Genomic DNA, 20317 nt, shown 5'->3' on the forward strand with positions numbered 1-20317 from the left:
ATAGGATAGCGTCAATGAAAAAAGGCATGATGGTCAGCGCAGCGGTTGTGGCGGCGGCCCTGTTTTCGGTTCCGGTGTCGGCTCAGGTCACGGCCCCTCTGCCGCCCCCCTTGCCGGTGTCGGCGCAGGTCGATTATCCCGGCACGCTGAAGGTCTATGTCGATGCCACTGACACGCAGCAGCGCGTCATGCGCGTGCGTCAGGTTATTCCGGTGGCCAAGTCCGGTCCCTTCACCCTGATCATGCCGCGCTGGCTGCCCGGCAAGCACGCCCCGCGTCCGCAGGCGGACAAGATCGCCAATGTGCGGTTTTCGGCGGGCGGTCAGAACCTGAGCTGGCTGCGCGATCCGGTTGAAGTGACAGCCTTTCATATCGACGTGCCCGCCGGTGCCAAGGAAGTGGTGGCCGAGTTCGACTTCCTGACCCCCATGACCACGGCGGCCGGCCGCGTGGTGGTCACCGACGTCATGGCCAACCTGCAATGGGAAAACCTGTCCATGTATCCGGCAGGCTATGCGGTGAAGCGCGTGCCGGTCGAGCTGACGCTGAAACTGCCCGAAGGCTGGGACTATGCGGCGGCGCTCGATGTGGCGTCGAAGAATGCCGACGGCACCGTGACCTTCAAGCCGCTGCCTTATGAGCACTTTATCGACTCGCCGATGTTTGCGGGTAAGTTCAGCAAAACCTTCGACCTCAGCGCCGATCCCAAGGTGCCGGTACGTATGCACGTCTTTGCCGACAAGCCGGGCGATCTGGCCGCCACCGATGAGCAGATTGCCATTCACAGGAAGATGGTGGCGCAGGCGGTCAAGGTCTTCAAATCGCAGCACTACGACCATTACGACTTCCTCGTCCACCTGTCGGAAGAGCTGGGCGATATCGGGCTTGAGCATCACCGCTCGTCCGAAAATGGCCACGACTCCACCTATTTCACCGAGTGGAAGACCAACTATGTCGGGCGCGACCTGCTGGCGCACGAATATACCCATTCCTGGGACGGCAAGTTCCGACGCGGTGCCGACCTTTATAATCCCGACTTCCACACCCCCATGCGCAACAGCCTGCTGTGGGTCTATGAGGGGCAGACGCAGTTCTGGGGCTATGTCCTGTCGGCGCGCTCGGGTCTCTACACGCCGGAGCAGGCCAAACAGGCCATCGCGCTGATCGCCGCGCAGTATGACAACTTCTCCGGTTCGCAATGGCGTCCGGTGCTCGACACCACAAATGATCCGATCCTGTCGGCGCGTCAGCCCAAGAACTGGCTGAGCCAGCAGCGCAACGAAGACTATTACAATGTCGGTCTTCTGATCTGGCTCGACGCCGATACGCTGATCCGCGAAAAGACCAATAACAAGAAGTCGCTGGACGATTTCGCCGGCCTGTTCTTCGGCATCAAGGACGGCTCGTGGACGCCGGAAACCTATGAGTTCAAGGACGTGGTGGCGGCGCTCAACAGCGTTTACGCCTATGACTGGGACACCTTCCTCAAGACGCGCGTGAATGAGACCTCAAAGGGCACCTTCCTCGACGGGCTGGAGCGCGGGGGGTACAAGCTGACCTATAGCGACACGCCGACCGACTGGTTCAAGGCGCGCGAAAAGAAGGGCAAGGGCGTGGACCTCAGCTATTCGCTGGGCCTGTCCCTGACCGCCACGGGTGACATCAGCAGCGTCTTCTGGGACAGCCCGGCCTTCAAGGCCGGACTGGGGCAGGGGATGAGCGTGGTCGCGGTCAACGGCACCGCCTATGAGGGCGACGGTCTTAAGGCCGCTATTGCCGACGCGGCGAAGCCGGACGGCAAGCCGGTCGAACTGCTGATCAAGCGGGGCAAGACCTATAAGACGGTGACAATCGACTATAAGGGCGGTCTGCGCTATCCGCGCCTTGAGCGCATCGACGGCAAGAAGGCCTATCTCGACGATATTCTGGCCGAGAAAAAATAAGGTTCGGCGGGCGTCGACGCAGGGTGAAAAAACCGTGGTGCGTATCACAGACTGTACCTTGCGGAGATTTCCTATGCGCCTGACGCCCGTCCTGCTGTGTCTTCTGATGGCCGCGTCCGTCCCTGCCTCAGCGCAGGGGCCGCTGCGTGAGCGTTTAAAAGCGCGCTACGTGGAGCGGCTTCAGGATGGTGAGACGCCGGAAGAGGGCCCGCGCGCCTATACGGTCGTCCTGCCCGGCACCACCCCACAGACCGTCAGTTATGGGGCTGACCCCTTACAGGCGATGGATGTTTACAGTCCGGTCAATGCCCGCAATGCGCCGATGATTGTCATGGTGCATGGCGGCGGCTGGCGGACCGGCGACAAGGCCAATAGCGGCGTGGTCGAAAACAAGGTCAAGCACTGGCTGCCCCAGGGCTATATCGTCGTCAGCATCAACTACCGCCTGTTGCCGCAGGCGGATGCCTATGCGCAGGCCGAGGACGTGGCGGCAGCATTGGCCTATGTTCAGAAAAACGCTGCCAACTGGGGCGGGGATGTCTCGCGCCTGATCCTGATGGGGCACAGCGCCGGGGCGCAACTGGTGGCCCTGACCTCAGCCGACCCGTCGGTGGTGACGGCAAAGGGCGGGCGACTGTGGGCCGGGACGGTGGTGCTGGACTCGGCGACGCTCGACCTGCGGGCCACGATGACGCAAAAGCGCGTGCTGCCGCTCTATACCAACGCCTTTGGCAGCGATCCGAAGCGTTGGGCGCAGGCCTCGCCGCTGGAGCGTCTGACGCCGCAGGCTGTACCCATGATGATGGTCTGTTCGACCCAGCGCAAGGACCGGCCCTGCGATCAGGCCGACACCTTCAGCCGGGCTCTGCGGCAACTGGGCAAGCCTGCCCCGGTGCAGAAGGAAGACAAGAGCCACGGCGAAATCAACAAGATGGTCGGCGTGCCCGGTCCCTATACCGACGCCATCGACGCCTTTATCGCGGCGCGTTTAGGGCAGGCTCTGGGGGCCCACAAATAGCCACGCCATATAGGCGGCATAGAGGCCGAGGAACAGAAGGCCGCTCAGCCGCCCGACCTTTTGATCGAACAGGATGATCAGCAGGGTCAGAGCGGCGACGCCCAAGGCGACCGGCATGTCTATCTGTGCCATCTGAGGCGCTATGCGCAAGGGGGCAATGCAGGCCGTCACCCCTAAAATGCCCAGTATATTGAAGATGTTGCTGCCGATCAGATTGCCGAGGCTGACCTCGCCCTGACGGCGGAAGGCGGCGATAATCGTCACGGTCAGTTCGGGCAGGGACGTGCCGACCGCCACCAGAGTCAGGCCGATCACGGCCTCCGAAATACCAAAACCACGGGCGACGTTTTCGGCCCCGCGCACCAGCGCGTCGGCCCCGCTGACCAGCATTAGCAAGCCCACCGCTACCCAGATCAGGGCCACAAGGGGTGACCCCTGACGTTCACTATCGGGTTCCCCGGCCGGAGCCGTATCCTTACCTGTCAGGACCTTTTCCCAGACATAGACACCCATCAGATAGACGGCGAATATGCCCAGCATGATCCATCCGTGATCCCGTGTCACCACGCCCTGCAAACCCAGCCACAAAAGGCCCGCCGTGACGGCGCACATGATCAGGGCGTCCCGCTTCAGGCTCAGACCCGTCGCCACCATTGGCGACAGCAGGGCGCCAACGCCCATGATCAGCAAGATATTGGCGATATTGGAGCCGACGACATTGCCGACGGCTATGTCGGGTGACCCTTTGAGCGCCGACTGCACCGACACCATCAGTTCCGGGGCCGACGTGCCCATGCCGACCACGGTGAGGCCGATCACCAGACGTGACAGTCGCAGGTTCAGCGCAAGGGCCACCGCCCCCCGGATCAGGCTCTCGCCCCCGACAAACAGGAGGCCCAGTCCGCCGATGATCAGTACGTAATCGAGCCAGGCGGCGTCGATATAGGCGGCGATAAAATTGATGATGGCATCCATGTCCGCACCCCCGGTCATTAACCATCCTGCCCTGACGCGTCCTTAAGGACAAGGTTATTCGTCGCTTGGCGTCCGGGGCGTGAGGCAGTATGACAGCCTCATGATCCGACTGTTTATCGCCGAAACCACGCCGCCCTTTGCCGACGGGCTGATCTTCCCGCTCAATCCCGATCAGGCGCGCTATGTCGCCGCCGTGATGCGGCTGGGGGAGGGCGATGAGGTCAGCGTCTTTAATGGCCGCGATGGCGAATGGCGTGGCCGTTTGCACAGCGTTAGCAAGAAGCACGTCCATGTCGAGCTGGTGGCGCAGACGCGCGCGCAACCGGCCGCAGGCAATGCCCCGAAGCTATTGATCGCGCTGGTAAAACGTGCGCGCTTGGAAGCCATCATCGAGAAAGCGACCGAGCTCGGCGCGGGCGAAATTCAACTGTTGATCACGCGCCGCACCAATGCCGACCACACCAATGTCGCGCGTCTGCAATTGATCGCGCAGGAGGCGGCGGAGCAGACCGAGCGCCTCGACGTGCCGCAGGTTCTGGCCCCCGTCAAACTGGAGGTCTATCTGAAAACCGCAGCGGAAACCCTGATCTATGGCGACGAGGATTCCACCCACGAAACGGGGGAACGCACCATCCCGCCCATGCTGGAAGCACTGAGCGGGCTGGGCGAAGGGGCGGTGTCCATCCTGATCGGACCGGAAGGCGGGTTCGACGCGGTCGAGCGTCAGACCCTGAGTGCCCTGCCGAACGCCATGGCCGTCAATCTGGGGCCGCGCATCCTGCGCGCCGACACGGCGGCCCTTTCCGCGCTGACCCTGTATCAGGCCGCAAAGGGTGACTGGAAATAGTTTAGACTTATTCGCTTGTGCCGCTGGGCCCTTACGCCCATATACCCGTGAATTGCAATTGAGCCTGTTACTTTAGGGATGGGGCGCGTGGTCAAGATTTCGGAACCCATTCAATCGTTTTCGCAGCTTACCGACTATTTTGCGTCGGGTGAAAAGCCGTCTGAGCGCTGGCGCATCGGGGCTGAGCACGAGAAGTTTGTTTTCCACCTCAGTGATCTGCGGCGTCCCGAATATGCGGGACCGGACGGCATCGAAGCCCTGCTGAAAGGGCTGATGCGCTTTGGCTGGAGCGGCGTCTATGAAGACGAACACCTGATCGCGCTGGAACGCGACGGCGCGTCGGTGTCGCTGGAACCCGGCGGTCAGTTTGAGTTGTCGGGCGCGCCGCTTTCGACCATCCACGAGATTTGCAGCGAAACGGGTCAGCACCTTGAGGAGGTCAAGGCCGTGGCCTCCGAACTGGGGCTGGGCTTCCTGGGCGTCGGTTTCTCGCCTCTGTGGACGCGGGCCGAAACGCCGGTCATGCCCAAGGGCCGCTACAATATCATGCGCGCCTACATGCCAAAGGTCGGCACGCTTGGCCTCGACATGATGCTGCGCACCTCGACCATTCAGGCCAATCTCGATTTTTCCTCCGAAGACGACATGGTGCTGAAATTCCGCACCTCTCTGGCCCTGCAACCCATCGCCACAGCGCTGTTTGCTAATTCGCCCTTCACGGAAGGCAAGCTCAACGGCTTTTTGTCGGCGCGCGCCAATGTGTGGACCGATACCGATGCCGACCGCACGGGGATGCTGGGTTTCGTCTTCGAAGACGGCTTCGGCTATGAAAGCTATGCCCAATACGCCCTTGATGTCCCTATGTATTTCGTCAAGCGCAAGGGCGCGCCCAATGGCGGCTATATCGACGCCTCTGGTCAGTCCTTCCGTGACTTTATGGACGGCAAGCTGCCCGCCCTGCCGGGGGAGCGCCCGACGATGGACGACTGGGCCGATCACCTGACGACCCTGTTCCCCGAAGTGCGCCTCAAAAAGTACCTCGAAATGCGTGGGGCCGATGGTGGCCCGTGGTCGCGCATCTGCGCCCTGCCGGCCCTGTGGGCGGGGCTCCTCTATGATCAGACGGCGCTGGAAGCCGCCTGGGATCTGGTCAAGGGCTGGCGCATCGAAGACCACGACACCCTGCGCGGCATGGCGGCCAAAACCGGCCTGAAGGGTGAGATCGCCGGGCGTCCGGTGAAGGACTGGGCGCTCGACACCCTGACCATTGCGCGCGAGGGGCTTAAGCGCCGTCAGCGCCTGTCCGGCGGGCTGGTTGATGAAACCGGCTATCTCAGCGAACTGTTTGAAATCGCGGAAAGCGGCGTCACCCCGGCCGAGCGTCTGATTGAAAAATATCAGGGGCCGTGGGCGGGCGACCTTCGTAAATTGTACACAGAAGAAGCCTATTAAAACCGTATACCGTTTCCCCTGAAACGGAAGTGCGCTTGCCAACCGGTGCATTTGCTGCTCCTATCGCCGCAAATTAGCTGTCTGCTGTCCGATTGCGGCCCGAATGGTGCCCCGGCGCAGGCCTTACGGGGCAAGTTGACATGATCAATATCGTTATTGCCGCAGGGATTCTGGTCACCCTGCTGACGGCCATTCCGGTCATCGTGCAGATGCGCCACCATCCGCGTGGCCTGATCGTCTGTTTCTTCGCGGAGATGTGGGAGCGCTTTTCCTATTACGGGATGCGGGCGCTGCTTATCTATTATCTGACGCGCCACTTCCTGTTCCCGGACGACAAGGCCAGTGCGCAGTACGGTTCCTACACGACTCTGGTCTATCTGCTGCCGCTGATCGGCGGTCTGGTCGCGGACCGGCTGATCGGTACACGCAAGGCGATCGTCTTCGGGGGTATCTTGCTGGTGCTTGGCCACTTCGGCATGGCCTTTGAGGGTAAGCCGACACAGGAATTCCTGCATTATCAGGGCAAGACCTATGGCTTTGAGGTGCGCACCACCAATTCCGGCGACGCGCCGCGTCTGCAGGTGGGGAATGCCAGCTATGAGGTCGGTGCCACCCCCGATGGCGGCTATCAGATCAAGGGCCTGCCTGCGGGTGCGCCCCTGCCAGAAATCCTCGAAAAGGGCAGCTTCACCAAGAGCAAGGCCACCGAGACGCCGTGGGCCGAACACGCCTTCTTCCTGTCGATTGCCCTGATCGCCATGGGCGTCGGCTTCCTCAAGCCGAACATCTCCTCCCTCGTCGGACAACTCTACCGGGAGAAGGACCCGCGCCGGGATTCGGGCTTCCAGCTCTACTATTTCGGCATCAATATGGGCTCGTTCTGGGCCGCCATCCTGTGCGGCTATCTGGGCGAGCGCGTCGGTTGGTGGGCCGGTTTCGGTCTGGCCGGGGTCGGTATGCTGATCGGCCTTTTGTGCTTCATCTTCGGCAAGACACTGCTGGAAGGCAAGGGCGAAGCCCCGAACCCCGCCGCGCTGAAACAGAAGGTGGCGGGCGTTATCTCGAAGGAAAATCTGGTCTATCTGCTGGGCTTTGCCGCCGTACCGCTGATCTATTTCGTCATTCAGCGCAACGACATTGTCGGTTACGCGCTGGGCGTGGCGACGGTGCTGATCCTCGGCTATGTCTTTACCCAGATGGCCACCAAGTTCAGCCGGGTCGAGAACTTCCGTCTGGGGCTGGCCATGGTCCTGACCCTGTCGTCGGTCGTCTTCTGGACCCTGTTTGAGCAGGCCGGTTCGTCGCTCAGCCTGTTTGCCGAGCGCAACACCGCGCTGGACCTGATCGCCGAACCTATCCGCCTGGGGACGCTGCTGCTGGCCACGCCGGGTCAGGTGAAGGCCATGGGCGGTGTGCCCGAAGGGGCCTTCTGGATCGACATGGGCTTCAATGCGTCGAATACCCAGAGCTTCAACCCCTTCTTCATTCTGGTCTTCGCGCCGATCTTCGCCGGCATCTTCACCTTCCTCGCCAAGCGCGGCAAGGACCCGGATCCGGTCAAGAAGTTCGCCTTCGGTCTGGTCATGGCGGGTCTGGGCTTCTTCGTGCTGGTGTGGTCGATGCCTCTGGCAGGGGCGGACTTCCGCGTGCCGCTGTTCTGTCTGTTCCTGACCTATATGTTCCACACCTGGGGGGAGCTGGCCGTGTCGCCCGTCGGTCTGTCGCAACAGACCAAGCTGTCGCCGACCGTGCTGGTTTCGACCATGATGGCCATCTGGTTCCTTGGTACGTCGGGCGCGCAGTATCTGGCCGCCTTCGTCGCCACCTATGCCTCGACCGAGACGGTCGGCGGGCAGGTTCTCGATCCCAACGCCGCGCTTCAGGCGTCGCTCAAGACCTTCAACACCATCGGCTGGGCGGGTATCATCCTTGGCGGTATTCTGTTCGCCCTGTCCTTCGTGCTGAAGGGCTGGGCGCACGGGGCGTCGGATACGGTGGACGAAGCACCGAAGGCGGGCCACTAAGTCAAGCAGGAGCGGGGTGACATCATCTCGCTCCTTTTGGCCGCTCCAACTGGCTGACACGAAAAACCCCGGCAGTGCTCTACCGCCGGGGTTTTTCTTTTGAATGTGAAGGGCTTAAAGCTCGTTCCGGATGCGCAGATAGAGCTTGGGTTCCGAGTTGCGCTGTGTCGATTCCTCATAGGACAACACATTGCCCGACCGCAGGCCCTCATAGCGCGTTACGTCATAGCGCGTGGTGCGTGCGCCAAGATTCTGCAATTCCGTGCGTACCGACAGCTTGGGCGAGGGCTTGAACTCGGCATAGAGGCTGACCCAGGGCGAACCTTCGGAGTGGCTGACCTCCTTGGCGCGCCAGCTGGTATTGTCCCAGCCGCTATCCACCGACCAGCCCCAGGACACGCCCGGACGGTCCTGATTGAAGCTCAGGGACAGGGAGCGCGGCGTCTGACCGGAGATGCGCCGCTTGCGGCCCGTCACCGGGTCGGTGATTTCGGAATCGTACCAGGTGGCGTTCAGCCGGATCATGCCGTTTTCGAGATAATTATCCACCGGCACGCTGAGGCGCGTCGAAATCTGCTGATTGGCCCCGTCGCCGACATTGCCGACAATATCCTCGATCCCGCCATTTTGGGTGTAAAGAGGGACGCGCTCGACCGCATCGTCGATGTCGTTCAGTTCGTAGCTGAGCGCCAGTTGCCCCTTTTCCCAGAAGCGATAATCGACGCTGAACTCGTTCGACCACTGGCGATAGGGGACGAGGTTGAGCGGGTAGAGCAACTGATCCGGGCGCTCATACTGCCAGTTGGCAATCGACACAAAGTCCCAGTAGCCCATATAGCCGACTTCGCGGGCGCGGCTGAGGCGCACCTGAAGCCCCTGATCGGGCTTCCATTGCAGGCTGAGGCGCGGCTTGGGGTATTCGTAGCTCCGCTCGGCCGCATAGACGCCGCGATGGCGGAAGGTCATGCTCTCGACCGCCAGCCCGCTGTCGATGGTCAGGGTGTCACTGGGCCGCCAGTTGCTGGAAATATAGAGCGAGCCGCGTTGTTCCTCGCCGCGCGTGCGGCTGGGGTCGGGCCGCTCGTCATCGCTCAGCCAGGAGCCGATCGACAGGCCCTGTGCGTCGAAAGTGTTGAAGCGGCGCTCCCCCCCGGCCTGAAGCATCAGGGCCTTGGAATAGTGCCAGGTCGCCTGCGCCGCCAGCGAGCCTTCGCTGGTTTCCTTGTCCTCGGTATAGGTGGAAAACTGATCGGGCTTCTGATGGTCGGTGCGGCTGTCGCTGACGTTGCGCTTGCCCCACAGGTTGAGATTCAGCTTGAATGTCTTGCTGACACTTTTTTCGTAGCGTCCGGACACTTCCTGCGTCAGGTTTTCGTTCTTGCGCTGCTCGTATTCGGTGACGCCGTTCTCATAGACGGCATCAAAGCCCGACCGGTTGTAACGGACCGTGCCGTTGACGTCGAGCCGCCCGCCGCTGGCCGGGCCGGCCCAACCGCCGCGCACCTCTGCGCCTTCGCTCTGACCTTTGGAATCGAGCGCCTGATGCCGGGTCGTGCCGTCGGCATAGGTGGTGTACTTGTCGCCGTGGCCGGTGCCTTCGTCGTGGTTCTGATACAGATTGACCCCGGCCTCCAGATTGCGGCCGTTCTGGTTCTTCTGCCACGTGAAGCCGACCTGCGGCTTGATCTTGCCGTCCGGATAGATGTTGGCTGAAGACTGAAGCGTCACGACGGGCTTCGACATCGACTTGCGCACGATGTTGATCAGCTCGCTGTGGCCCTGCATGTCATAATTGGCGCTGCCCGCGGCAATGCGCTCGATACGTTCGATCTGATTGAACGGCAGACGGGCGAGGGCGTCATTGGTGTCAGACGGGCGCTGACCGTCTATCAGTACGTTGGACGAGCCGCCCGAACCCGTGACGATGAAGTTGGGGATGTATTTCAGGGCGTCGGCAGCCGATTGCACCGGCTTGCCCACAAAGTCCGAAGCCGTATACCGGGCGGCGGCGGCAATGGTTTCACCCCCCGCCAGGGCCTGTACGGGCAGGAGGGCAAGTGCACACACCGATGTCAGCCACACAAGCCGCATAACGCCCGATCACCTCTGTCTGGAACAACTGAACGGCACCACACCGCCACCTTCGTGAGGCAATATGACGCCATACGGGCGAAATGACAAGTTCGCGGGTGCGAAAAAGACGAATAGATCAGCCTTAACAAAAGCTTGTAAACTTCGGTTATGCGGAGGTCCCGCCCACCGTCAGGCCGCCGATCTTCAGGCTGGGCTGGCCTATCCCGACGGGCAGGCTCTGACCCGCCTTGCCGCAGGTGCCGACACCGGGATCGAACTTAAAGTCGTCGCCGATCATCTCGACCTGACGCATCACCGCCGGGCCGTCACCGATCAGCGATGCGCCCTTGACCGGGGCCGTCACCTTGCCGTCTTCGATCAGATAGGCCTCGGTGCATTGAAAGACGAACTTGCCATTGGTGATATCGACCTGACCGCCGCCGAAATTGACGGCATAGAGGCCGCGTCTGGTCGAAGCGATCATGTCGGACAGCTTGTCCTGACCACCCTTCATGAAGGTATTGGTCATGCGGGGCAGGGGGGGATGGGCATAGGACTGACGCCGGCCGTTGCCGGTCGGCGCCACGCCCATCTGACGCGCCGACAGCCGGTCGTGCATATAGCCAACCAGAATGCCGTCTTCGATCAGGGTCGTGGCGTGGGTCGGCGTCCCTTCGTCGTCCATATTGAGCGAGCCACGCGCATCGGCAATCGTGCCGTCATCAACCACGGTAACGCCCCTGGCGGCGACCTGCTGTCCCATCTTGCCCGAAAAGGCCGAGGTGCCCTTGCGGTTGAAATCGCCCTCAAGGCCGTGGCCCACCGCCTCGTGCAGGAGCACGCCGGGCCAGCCGGGTCCAAGCACAATATCCATCTCTCCCGTCGGAGCCGGTTTGGCCTCAAGGCTGATCAGGGCCTGCCGCAGGGCCTCATCGACCTGCGCCTGCCAGTATTGGGGATCACTGAGGAGATCGAGCGCGATACGTCCGCCGCCGCCCGCCGAGGCGCTTTCGCGGTGGCCGTTCTTTTCGACCGACACCCCCACCGAGAGGCGGACAAGGGGGCGATAGTCGTGGAAGACCTCGCCGCCCGCCCGCAGTATGGTGATGTGCCGCTGATCGGCGGCGACCGAAGCCGAAACCTGCACGACGCCCGAATGGAGGCTGCGCGCATAGGCGTTAATAGCCTCCAGCAGCGCAACCTTGTCGCCAAACGGCATGGCGCCGATGGGATCGTGCTCGCCATAATAGCGGTTGTTCGAGCGGGCCGGTGCCGTCGAGAGGTTCAGGCGGACCGCCTGTCCCTGTTTGGCCAGTACCGCCGCATCGGCGGCGCGGCGCACCGCCTCAACCGACAATTCCGCGGCATTGGCGAAGCCGACCGTCTCGCCGGCCACCACACGCAGGCCAAACCCCTGATCCGCGCCGTAGGTGGCGTGTTTCAGCCGACCGTCATCGAAGACCAGTGATTCGCTTTCGCGCGTCTCAAAATAGATTTCCCCGTCGTCGGCCCCCGCGAGGGCGTTTTCGAGAAGGGTCTGACAGGCGCCGAGGTCGAGATCGCGCAGGGAGTCAGGCAGGGCGGCGGCGAGGGAAGCGGAGGACATAAGCGGGTACCGGCGTGTAACTCTAGCGCCCTATGTAGGACGCCGCGCGACGCTTGACCAGAGATTCGCGCTCGGAGATGGGGTAACCCTCAGGCGACGCACGGGGTGACCGGTCAGGGGCGCGACAAAAGCGCGCAGGCGGGGGCTGTGCAAAAGCCATATACCGCCCTGAGCCGTACCAGATCGCAACTGTCTTCAATGACAGCGCCGCCGCCTTGCTTTTAGGCCTTTGCATTTTGCAAATATGGCATTAATGGGGAAGAACGGGGTGAGACCATGTGTCCCATTGGGACCCATTGTCGCGCCCGAAGACCGAGGATTAAACGGGACTGCGCGGAAACTCCTGCTCACGAGAAGGCAGGCGCGCCGGGCACCCACAGTTAGGGATTGAAGGAATGCGCATCCGAAGGCTGATGGCAGGGACCGCCGCCGTGATGACTGCCCTTGCAGGAGCATTGGGGGCCGGAGCCGTCTGGGCTCAGGAAAAACTGGGGCAACCGACGGACAAGTCGCTCGGTCTTCAGCCGGGCGCCGCCCCGCTGAAACACGACGCTATCTGGTTTCACGACATCATCTTGCTGCCGATCATCACGGTCATCGTGCTGTTCGTGCTGGCGCTGCTGATCTGGATCGTGCTGCGCTACAACAAGCGCGCCAATCCGAAGCCGGCCAGCTTCTCGCACAATACGGCCATCGAGATTCTGTGGACGGTTATCCCGGTCCTGATCCTTGTCTTCATCGCCTTCTTTTCCTTCTCGCTACTGCGTAAATATAACGACATGCCGACCCCGGATGTCGTGGTGAAGGCTACGGGCTATCAGTGGTACTGGGCTTACGATTATCCGGAGCTGGGGGTCGAAGGCGTAGAATCGCGCCTGCTGCCCGAAGCGCGCGAACTGAAGACTGCGCACGCCGCCAAGGTGCCCTTCCTGCTGGGTGTCGATAACGAACTGATCGTGCCGGTCAACAAGGTCGTTCAGGTGCAGGTCACCGGCTATGACGTCATCCACTCCTTCGCCATGCCGGCCTTCGGTCTGAAGACCGACGCCATTCCCGGCCGTCTGAACTCGACCTGGTTCAGGGCCGAAAAGACCGGCATCTATTACGGTCAGTGCTCCGAACTGTGCGGCGTCGATCACGCCTACATGCCCATCGCTATCCGCGTGGTCACCGAAAAGGAGTTTGACGCCTACATCATCAAGGCAGGCGGTAAGACCAAGGCCATGATCGCCGCCGAAGAAGCGGCGGCAGCGGCGGCGGCCCAGCAAACGGCGGTGAACGCGGTCGCTTCGGCAGACGCATCGGCAGCGGCTTCGGCTGCGGCCCCGGCAGAAGCGGACGCAGCGGCCTCGGCCGCGGCTCCCGCCGTTCAATAATTCAGGTAAGAGAGACGCTCGTCATGGCATCGAATGCTTCTGTCGTTCACGATCATCATCACGACGATCACGACCACAAACCCGGCTTCTTCGCGCGCTGGTTCCTGTCCACCAACCATAAGGACATCGGCACGCTCTACCTGATCTTCGCCATCTTCGCCGGCCTTCTGGGCGGCGCGCTGTCGGGCCTGATCCGCTGGGAACTTTATGAACCCGGCCTGCAGGTCTTCGTCAAAGGCTCGCTGCTCGACCAACTGGGCGTGTTTCAGGGCAAGCACGGCTATAATTCGGTAGTTACCGCCCACGCCGTTCTGATGATCTTCTTCATGGTCATGCCCGCCATGATCGGTGGCTTCGGCAACTGGTTCGTGCCGATCATGATCGGTGCGCCGGACATGGCCTTCCCGCGCCTCAACAACATCTCCTTCTGGCTGCTGGTCGCCTCCTTCATCCTGCTGATGGTGTCGATCTTTGTGCCGGGCGGACCGGGCGGCGCGTCGGAGCACGGCTTCGGCGGCGGCTGGACCATGTATCCGCCGATGTCATCGAACAAGGGCAGCCCCGGTGCGGCCTTCGACCTGATCATCTTCTCCTTCCACTTGTCGGGGGCCTCGTCGATCCTGGGGGCGATCAACTTCATCACCACCATCTTCAACATGCGCGCGCCGGGCATGACCCTGCACCGTATGCCGCTGTTTGCGTGGTCGGTGCTTGTTACGGCCTTCCTGCTGCTGCTGTCGCTGCCGGTCTTCGCCGGTGCCATCACCATGCTGCTGACCGACCGTAACTTCGGCACGGCCTTCTTCGATCCGGCGGGCGGTGGTGATCCGGTAATGTACCAGCACCTGTTCTGGTTCTTCGGTCACCCGGAAGTGTACATCCTCATCCTGCCAGGCTTCGGCATCATCAGCCACGTCGTTTCGACCTTCTCCAAAAAGCCCGTCTTCGGCTATCTCGCCATGGCCTACGCCATGGTCGCCATCGGCTTCGTCGGCTTCATCGTGTGGGCGCACCACATGTACACGGTCGGCATGGGCTTTAACCTGCGCGCCTACTTCGTGATGGCGACCATGGTCATCGCCGTTCCGACGGGCGTGAAGATCTTCTCGTGGATCGCCACCATGTGGGGCGGCTCGCTGGACTTCAAAGTGCCCATGCTGTGGGCCATCGGCTTCATCTTCCTGTTCACCGTCGGTGGCGTTACGGGCGTGGTTCTGTCCAACGCCGGTATCGACTACAGCCTGCACGACACCTATTACGTCGTGGCGCACTTCCACTACGTGCTGTCGCTGGGGGCGGTGTTCGCCATCTTCTGCGGCTTCTACTACTGGTACGAGAAGATGTTCGGCATCAAATACAACGAACTGCTGGGTCAGATTCACTTCTGGCTGATGTTCGTCGGCGTGAATGTCATCTTCTTCCCGCAGCACTTCCTGGGCCTTCAGGGGATGCCGCGCCGCTATGTCGATTATCCGGAAGGCTTCGCCTACTGGAACAAGATTTCGTCCATCGGCTACGCCATCACCGCTATCGGCGTCGTGGTCTTCCTGATCATGATCGTGGAGTCGGTTATCCGTCGCCGCAAGGCCGAAGCCAATCCGTGGGGCGAGGGCGCGACGACGCTCGAATGGACCCTGTCGTCTCCGCCGCCGTATCACCAGTTCTCTGAGCTGCCGGTGATCAAGGACGACGACGGCCACCACTAAACGCTTCGCCCAAACGGGCGGCAGGCTATAGTATAGGGGGATGAAGGCCGGAGGTCGTCATCCCCTTTATTTTACGAGTACCCACTGTGAACCCTGAGCCCGTGACCCCAAAGCCGGTGAATATGACAACGCCCAAGTCCGAACCGAGCCACCCCGCCTATGGGGAGAAGGCTTTGCGCGGCCTGCCGGCGGACTATTTTCAATTGCTGAAACCGCGCGTCATGTCGCTGGTGGTGTTCACCGGCCTGACCGGTCTGGTCGTCGCGCCGCAAAAGATGGACCCGTTTCTGGCCTTTATCGCCGTCCTGTGCATCGCCTTGGGGGCCGGAGCGGCAGGCGCGCTGAACATGGCCATCGAAGGCGAAACCGATGCCCTGATGCGCCGCACGCGCGGGCGTCCGGTGGCGTCGGGCCGCGTCACCAAATCCGACGCCATGGCCTTTGGCGGCGTGCTGGCCTTTCTGTCGGTGGCCATGATGTGGTTGGCCATCAATGCGGTGGCCGCCAGTCTTCTGGCCCTGACCATCCTCTATTACGTCGTTTTCTACACGATTGTTCTGAAACGCCGCACGCCCCAGAATATTGTCATCGGGGGCGCGGCCGGGGCCTTTCCGCCGGTTATCGGCTGGGCCGCGGCTACGGGCCACGCGCCTTTGGAGGCGTGGGTACTGTTTGCCATCATCTTCCTGTGGACCCCGCCGCATAGCTGGGCTCTGGCCCTCTATACTGCCGAAGACTACGCCAAGGCCGGGATTCCGATGATGCCGGTCGCAAAGGGCGCCAAATCGACCCGCCTGCAAATCCTGATCTACAGCCTGATCATGGCTCCCGTGGCCTGTTTGCCCATCGCCTTCAGCCTGGGCGGTATGATCTATGCGGTGGTGTCGGTTCTGGGCGGTGCCTTCTTCATTTTTCTGGCGGTGCGCCTGTTCCTGTCGCGGGCCGGTGACCACCCCGAAGGGGGTGAAAACTCGCTTTACGACGTCAAGAAGGAAGCGCTGGCGGCGCGCAACCTGTTTGCCTTTTCCATCCTCTATCTGACGGCGCTGTTCGCCGCCCTGCTGATCCATCACGCCTTCATGGGAGCCTGAGCCAATGGCCGATAAGGACGTTCTGACAACCCCCGAAGATGACAAGAAGGCCTATCTGGCCGCCCAGAAGCGCCGCAATATCGCGATTGGGCTGGGCCTGTTTGCCTTTGTGGTTCTGGTCTTCCTCGTCTCGGTCATCCGTATGACGCAGGGCGTACAGGCGGCGCACGGCGGATGAAAAAGCTGACCCGCAATCAGAAGGTTGTGGCGTGGTGTCTGGCCGGGCTGGTCGGTATGTTCGGCATGGCCTTTGCCTCCGTGCCGCTTTATCGCATGTTCTGTCAGGTAACGGGCTTTGACGGCACGACGCAGCGGGCCAAGGCGGAATCCTCGGTCGTTCTGGACCGCAAGATCCGCGTCTATTTCGACACCAATGCCAACAACATCCCGTGGAGTTTCAAGGTCAAACAGCCGGTGCAGGATACGCAGCTCGGCAAGACCAACATGATCTACTTCACGGTGCGCAACGATGCCGATGTGCCTCTGACCGGACGCGCCAGCTACAATGTGCTGCCCGAAGCCATGGGCGGCTACTTCATGAAGTTGCAGTGCTTCTGCTTTACGGATCAGACCTTGCAGCCGGGTGAAGAGCGCACCTTCCCTGTCGTCTATTATGTCGATCCGAAGATGCTGGAAGATATCGACGCGAAGAACACGAAGGACGTGACGCTGTCCTATACCTTCTTCCCGTCGCAGGTGGTTAAAAAGTAAAGCGTTTCAACTGTTTGTGTCGCGTACTTCAATTCGTTGCCTATGGGGCCGCAGCCCGACAAAAACATAGGGGCCGGATTGTGTTCACAGCCGATTTGTCCTAAGACTCAAGGTCAAATCATAAATGGAACCGCCAGTGTCCGATACAGGGGGGCACGGCGCATCGAGGTGAGTTGCCGACTATGTCTAACGACGCCGTCAAACACGATTATCACATCATCAACCCCAGCCCGTGGCCGCTGCTCGGCTCGCTGTTCGCCGTGGTCATGTTTATCGGCCTGGTGATCTGGATGAAGGGGCTGTTCGGCATCGAAAAGACCCCGGTGGTTTTCGCCGGTGGCCTGCTGGGCGTGCTCTACGTCATGTGGGGCTGGTGGGCCGATGTGATCAAGGAATCGCGCGCCGGTGACCATACACCGGTCGTGCAGATCGGTCTGCGTTACGGCATGATCATGTTTATCGCCTCGGAAGTGATGTTCTTTGTGGCGTGGTTCTGGGTCTTCTTCGAAATGGCCCTGTTCCATGAACACCGCGCGGGTATGGCCTCGGCCATCGAAGACGTGCGTCACGCCTGGGCTTCGGCCGGTAGCGCGGACCCCAATGGGTGGCTGCCGGCGGGCGTTGAGGCCGTTTCGGCCTGGCAACTGCCGCTGCTCAACACGCTTCTCCTGCTGCTGTCGGGCACGACCGTCACCTGGGCGCACCACGCGCTTCAGGAAGGCGATCGTACCGGTGCCAAGTGGGGCCTGTTCCTCACCGTGGTGCTGGGGGTCCTGTTTACCAGCGTGCAGGCCTTTGAATATTATCACATCGTCCATCACCACCTGTTCTTCAACGAAGAAGCGGCCAATGCCGGTCTGTACGGTTCGGCCTTCTTCATGGCCACGGGCTTCCACGGCTTCCACGTCCTGATCGGTACCATCTTCCTGCTGATCTGCCTGATCCGCCTGATGCGCGGCGGCTTTACGCCGCAAAAGCACTTCGGCTTCGAAGCGGCGGCCTGGTACTGGCACTTCGTTGATGTGGTGTGGCTGTTCCTGTTCGCCTTCATCTACGTCATCTTCGGAGCCTAAGCATGGCCGGTCCCGATAGCCGCGAGGTCAGTTTCCTCGCGGCGGCGCGGGGCCGCTGCCCCGTCTGCGGTCAGGGTAAGCTCTACAAGGGCTTCCTAAAGATCGCGCCGGAATGCAGTCAGTGTCATACAGATTTTCAGACGGCGGATACCGGAGACGGTCCCGTCGTCTTTGTCATTCTGATCGTCGGCTTCATCGTCTGCTTCGGCTTTATGATCACGGCCCTCAGCCACGACTGGCCCCTGTGGCTGCATATGATCATCTGGCTGCCGCTGGCGCTTGTCCTCAGTCTGGGCCTGATGCCGCCGCTCAAAGGGCTGATGGTGGCCTCGCAGCTCAAAAACCGCGTCAATGACAAGGATCGCTTTAAATGAAGCGTCTGCCTGTCGGTTTGACCCTAGCCGTGGGCGTGGCCCTGCTGATCCTGCTGGGGCTCGGCACCTGGCAGGTGCAGCGCCTGCACTGGAAAGAGCAGTTGCTGGCCGATCTGGCGCGCACCCGCGCGATACCGCCCGTGGCGCTCGATGGCTTGCTCACTCAGCCCGACGATCACGTCTGGCGGCAGGTGACGCTTGCGTGCCGCAGCGACCCGCGCGACTTCGTCTATATGCACGGCGTAGCCGATGGTGTAGCCGGGTTCCATGTCCTGACCCATTGCCCAACAGGGCAGGGGGGGCTTCTCGCCGATCTCGGCTTTACGGCGCAAAAACCGCTGGCCAGTGCGGTCGCTACGACCACCCTTACCGGTCGGCTGCGGCGCTTTGAAACGCCCAATGCCTTTGTGCCGCCGAACAATCCCGAGGCCGACGATTGGTACACGCGCTCGGTACCGGACCTCTCGAAGCGCTGGAATATCACCTTGCGTTCAGACTATTTCGTAGCCGCAACGCAGCCTGTGGCCCCCGGTCTGACACCGGTCGATGCGGCGGCCAACCTGTCCAATCGCCATCTGGAATACGCCCTCACCTGGTATGGGCTGGCGGCGGCGCTGATCGGTGTCTATATAGCGCTCCTGTATTCGCGCCGAAGGGCCGAAATGCGTAAAGGCATAGCATGAGTTTCACCCCTCTTGGCGTGGGTAACGCCTCAGTCGCCACCCTGAGCAACGGCCTGCGGGTGGTCCACGACCCCATCCCCGGCCTGCATACCTTTGCCCTGACGGCCATCATCCACGGCGGGGCACGCTACGAAGCCCCGCATCAGTCGGGCTGGGCCCACCTCAGCGAGCATATGGTGTTCAAGGGGGCGGGCGGGCGCAGTGCGCGCGAGCTGGCCGAAGTGATCGAGCATCGTGGGGGCACCATCAATGCCTCGACGGGTTACGAGCACACCCGTTTCGAGGTGCGCGGCATGGCCGAACTGCTGCCGCTGGCGGTCGAAGTGGTCGGCGATCTGATGTTCCGCCCGGCTTTGGAAGCTGATGAGCTGGAGCGCGAAAAGAAGGTCATCGAGCAGGAAATTTCCGAGGCCTTCGACACGCCCGACGACCACGTGTTCGACCTGCTGCAAGAGGCCTGCTTCGGCGACCACAGTCTGGCGCGCCCCATTTTGGGGACACCGCAAAGTCTGGCTCCGGCACGGTCGGACACGCTGCGTGCCTATATCGAAGGCCTGTATAATCCGGCGGATATTGTGCTGTGTGTATCCGGTGGCGTTGAGGCGGCGGGCGTACTGGCCGCCGTCGAGGCCCATATGAATGTGCCGGCCCGTGCCGCGCGCGATGCCGACGGGGCGGCGCGCTTTGTGCCGCGCCACATCCGCCACGTGCGCAAGGTCGAGCAGACGCACCTGACGCTCGCCTTCGAAGGCGTCAATCGCTTCGACGACGACCTGTTTGCGCTCAAGCTGTTCGGCGAAATTCTGGGCGGTGGCATGGCGTCGCGCCTGTTTCAGGAAGCGCGCGAAGATCGGGGTCTGGCCTATTCCATCGACGCCTGGACGACGCAGTTCCGCGATACGGGGATGCTGGGCATCTATGCCGGCTGCGCGCCGAAGGATGCGGCCGACCTCAGCGAGCTGATCGTCAGTGTCATGCGCGGCCTGATCGACAAACCGCTGGAGTCCGAGCTGGAGCGCGCCAGAGCGCAATACACCACCTCACTCTATCTGAACGACGAAAACGCGGCCCAACGCGCCAATACGCTGGGCGGGCAGCTCCTGACCTATGACCGCGCCTTTACGCTCAAGGAGCAGGTGGCGCGGCTGGAGGCGGTGACGCTCAACGATCTTCGCCGCGTCGGCGAACGCACGCTGCGGTCGGGCGTGGCGACGGCCATTCTGGGACCGACGCTGAAAAGTGATCCGCAAAAGCGCTTGGAGGCTGTTCTGGCTTAACCCCCAGCGGAATGATTTCTAGAGCAAAATGACTTTAGGTGGAAGCGCCATTTCGCTCTAAATTTTTGTTTTGTCGCGATGTTTTTGC

The 20317-nt window shown here is 61.7% G+C and carries 17 protein-coding genes; 14 read left to right on the forward strand and 3 right to left on the reverse strand.

All coding sequences use genetic code 11. From position 1 onward, the window contains the following. Positions 1 to 14: 14 nt before the first annotated feature. A complete protein-coding gene (locus PQU94_RS11425) occupies positions 15 to 1943 on the forward strand; it encodes a M61 family metallopeptidase (RefSeq protein WP_272741596.1) in 1929 nt (642 codons plus the stop codon). Between the two features lie 73 nt (positions 1944 to 2016). Beyond that, positions 2017 to 2961 (forward strand): alpha/beta hydrolase, encoded by a 945-nt coding sequence (locus tag PQU94_RS11430; RefSeq protein ID WP_272741597.1) that lies wholly within the window; start codon positions 2017 to 2019, stop codon positions 2959 to 2961. On the opposite strand, the gene PQU94_RS11435 is transcribed toward PQU94_RS11430, so the two are convergent. Next, positions 2932 to 3954 (reverse strand): calcium/sodium antiporter, encoded by a 1023-nt coding sequence (locus PQU94_RS11435; RefSeq protein ID WP_272741598.1) that lies wholly within the window; start codon positions 3952 to 3954, stop codon positions 2932 to 2934. The genes PQU94_RS11430 and PQU94_RS11435 overlap by 30 nt on opposite strands. A gap of 82 nt (positions 3955 to 4036) precedes the next feature. On the opposite strand from PQU94_RS11435, the gene PQU94_RS11440 reads away from it, so the two are divergent. The 3 genes from PQU94_RS11440 (at position 4037) to PQU94_RS11450 (ending at position 8259) form a co-directional block, all read left to right on the forward strand. Beyond that, positions 4037 to 4783 (forward strand): 16S rRNA (uracil(1498)-N(3))-methyltransferase, encoded by a 747-nt coding sequence (locus PQU94_RS11440; RefSeq protein WP_272741599.1) that lies wholly within the window; start codon positions 4037 to 4039, stop codon positions 4781 to 4783. 78 nt (positions 4784 to 4861) lie between these two features. Next, positions 4862 to 6235: a glutamate--cysteine ligase gene (locus PQU94_RS11445; protein ID WP_272741600.1), complete on the forward strand. Its 1374-nt coding sequence runs from the start codon at positions 4862 to 4864 to the stop codon at positions 6233 to 6235. 140 nt (positions 6236 to 6375) lie between these two features. Beyond that, the gene (locus PQU94_RS11450) at positions 6376 to 8259 is read left to right on the forward strand and encodes a peptide MFS transporter (protein WP_272741601.1); all 1884 of its coding nucleotides are present in this window, start codon (positions 6376 to 6378) and stop codon (positions 8257 to 8259) included. Between the two features lie 114 nt (positions 8260 to 8373). Here the strand turns inward: PQU94_RS11450 and PQU94_RS11455 are convergent, their stop codons facing one another. Both PQU94_RS11455 and tldD read right to left on the reverse strand, forming a co-directional pair. Beyond that, a complete protein-coding gene (locus tag PQU94_RS11455) occupies positions 8374 to 10350 on the reverse strand; it encodes a TonB-dependent receptor plug domain-containing protein (protein WP_272741602.1) in 1977 nt (658 codons plus the stop codon). Positions 10351 to 10498: 148 nt separating this feature from the next. Continuing rightward, positions 10499 to 11938 (reverse strand): metalloprotease TldD, encoded by a 1440-nt coding sequence (tldD, locus tag PQU94_RS11460; RefSeq protein ID WP_272741603.1) that lies wholly within the window; start codon positions 11936 to 11938, stop codon positions 10499 to 10501. A gap of 434 nt (positions 11939 to 12372) precedes the next feature. On the opposite strand from tldD, the gene coxB reads away from it, so the two are divergent. From coxB to PQU94_RS11505, 9 genes are all read left to right on the forward strand, one after another. Continuing rightward, positions 12373 to 13314 (forward strand): cytochrome c oxidase subunit II, encoded by a 942-nt coding sequence (gene coxB, locus PQU94_RS11465; RefSeq protein ID WP_272741750.1) that lies wholly within the window; start codon positions 12373 to 12375, stop codon positions 13312 to 13314. Between the two features lie 23 nt (positions 13315 to 13337). Continuing rightward, positions 13338 to 15020, forward strand: a complete 1683-nt coding sequence (ctaD, locus tag PQU94_RS11470) for a cytochrome c oxidase subunit I (RefSeq protein ID WP_272741604.1) — start codon at positions 13338 to 13340, stop codon at positions 15018 to 15020. 122 nt (positions 15021 to 15142) lie between these two features. Next, the gene (gene cyoE / locus PQU94_RS11475; RefSeq protein ID WP_272741605.1) at positions 15143 to 16111 is read left to right on the forward strand and encodes a heme o synthase; all 969 of its coding nucleotides are present in this window, start codon (positions 15143 to 15145) and stop codon (positions 16109 to 16111) included. A 4-nt stretch (positions 16112 to 16115) separates the two neighbouring features. Continuing rightward, complete coding sequence (locus tag PQU94_RS11480) at positions 16116 to 16289, forward strand: cytochrome c oxidase system small membrane protein (RefSeq protein ID WP_272741606.1); 174 nt, start codon at positions 16116 to 16118, stop codon at positions 16287 to 16289. Beyond that, positions 16286 to 16822 carry a cytochrome c oxidase assembly protein gene (locus PQU94_RS11485; protein WP_272741607.1) on the forward strand — a complete coding sequence of 179 codons (537 nt, stop codon included), beginning with the start codon at positions 16286 to 16288 and terminating at the stop codon, positions 16820 to 16822. Before PQU94_RS11480 ends, PQU94_RS11485 begins: the two co-directional genes overlap by 4 nt. A 182-nt stretch (positions 16823 to 17004) precedes the next feature. After that, the gene (locus PQU94_RS11490) at positions 17005 to 17895 is read left to right on the forward strand and encodes a cytochrome c oxidase subunit 3 (protein ID WP_272741608.1); all 891 of its coding nucleotides are present in this window, start codon (positions 17005 to 17007) and stop codon (positions 17893 to 17895) included. 2 nt (positions 17896 to 17897) lie between these two features. Beyond that, positions 17898 to 18269 (forward strand): DUF983 domain-containing protein, encoded by a 372-nt coding sequence (locus PQU94_RS11495; protein WP_272741609.1) that lies wholly within the window; start codon positions 17898 to 17900, stop codon positions 18267 to 18269. Next, a complete protein-coding gene (locus PQU94_RS11500) occupies positions 18266 to 18952 on the forward strand; it encodes an SURF1 family protein (protein ID WP_272741610.1) in 687 nt (228 codons plus the stop codon). The genes PQU94_RS11495 and PQU94_RS11500 overlap by 4 nt, the downstream gene beginning before the upstream one ends. Next, positions 18949 to 20229: a M16 family metallopeptidase gene (locus PQU94_RS11505; protein WP_272741611.1), complete on the forward strand. Its 1281-nt coding sequence runs from the start codon at positions 18949 to 18951 to the stop codon at positions 20227 to 20229. The genes PQU94_RS11500 and PQU94_RS11505 overlap by 4 nt, the downstream gene beginning before the upstream one ends. The last annotated feature ends 88 nt before the right edge of the window (positions 20230 to 20317 follow it).

Origin of the sequence: Asticcacaulis currens (assembly GCF_028550395.1) — a bacterium.
GTDB classification, from domain to species: domain Bacteria; phylum Pseudomonadota; class Alphaproteobacteria; order Caulobacterales; family Caulobacteraceae; genus Asticcacaulis; species Asticcacaulis currens.

Bases quoted from the DNA above. Each gene is read 5' to 3' on its own strand.
- PQU94_RS11425 (WP_272741596.1), top strand. From the start codon at position 15: ATGAAAAAAGGCATGATGGTCAGCGCAGCGGTTGTGGCGGCGGCCCTG.
- PQU94_RS11430 (WP_272741597.1), top strand. From the start codon at position 2,017: ATGCGCCTGACGCCCGTCCTGCTGTGTCTTCTGATGGCCGCGTCCGTC.
- PQU94_RS11435 (WP_272741598.1), bottom strand. From the start codon at position 3,954: ATGACCGGGGGTGCGGACATGGATGCCATCATCAATTTTATCGCCGCC.
- PQU94_RS11440 (WP_272741599.1), top strand. From the start codon at position 4,037: ATGATCCGACTGTTTATCGCCGAAACCACGCCGCCCTTTGCCGACGGG.
- PQU94_RS11445 (WP_272741600.1), top strand. From the start codon at position 4,862: ATGGGGCGCGTGGTCAAGATTTCGGAACCCATTCAATCGTTTTCGCAG.
- PQU94_RS11450 (WP_272741601.1), top strand. From the start codon at position 6,376: ATGATCAATATCGTTATTGCCGCAGGGATTCTGGTCACCCTGCTGACG.
- PQU94_RS11455 (WP_272741602.1), bottom strand. From the start codon at position 10,350: ATGCGGCTTGTGTGGCTGACATCGGTGTGTGCACTTGCCCTCCTGCCC.
- tldD (WP_272741603.1), bottom strand. From the start codon at position 11,938: ATGTCCTCCGCTTCCCTCGCCGCCGCCCTGCCTGACTCCCTGCGCGAT.
- coxB (WP_272741750.1), top strand. From the start codon at position 12,373: ATGACTGCCCTTGCAGGAGCATTGGGGGCCGGAGCCGTCTGGGCTCAG.
- ctaD (WP_272741604.1), top strand. From the start codon at position 13,338: ATGGCATCGAATGCTTCTGTCGTTCACGATCATCATCACGACGATCAC.
- cyoE (WP_272741605.1), top strand. From the start codon at position 15,143: ATGACAACGCCCAAGTCCGAACCGAGCCACCCCGCCTATGGGGAGAAG.
- PQU94_RS11480 (WP_272741606.1), top strand. From the start codon at position 16,116: ATGGCCGATAAGGACGTTCTGACAACCCCCGAAGATGACAAGAAGGCC.
- PQU94_RS11485 (WP_272741607.1), top strand. From the start codon at position 16,286: ATGAAAAAGCTGACCCGCAATCAGAAGGTTGTGGCGTGGTGTCTGGCC.
- PQU94_RS11490 (WP_272741608.1), top strand. From the start codon at position 17,005: ATGTCTAACGACGCCGTCAAACACGATTATCACATCATCAACCCCAGC.
- PQU94_RS11495 (WP_272741609.1), top strand. From the start codon at position 17,898: ATGGCCGGTCCCGATAGCCGCGAGGTCAGTTTCCTCGCGGCGGCGCGG.
- PQU94_RS11500 (WP_272741610.1), top strand. From the start codon at position 18,266: ATGAAGCGTCTGCCTGTCGGTTTGACCCTAGCCGTGGGCGTGGCCCTG.
- PQU94_RS11505 (WP_272741611.1), top strand. From the start codon at position 18,949: ATGAGTTTCACCCCTCTTGGCGTGGGTAACGCCTCAGTCGCCACCCTG.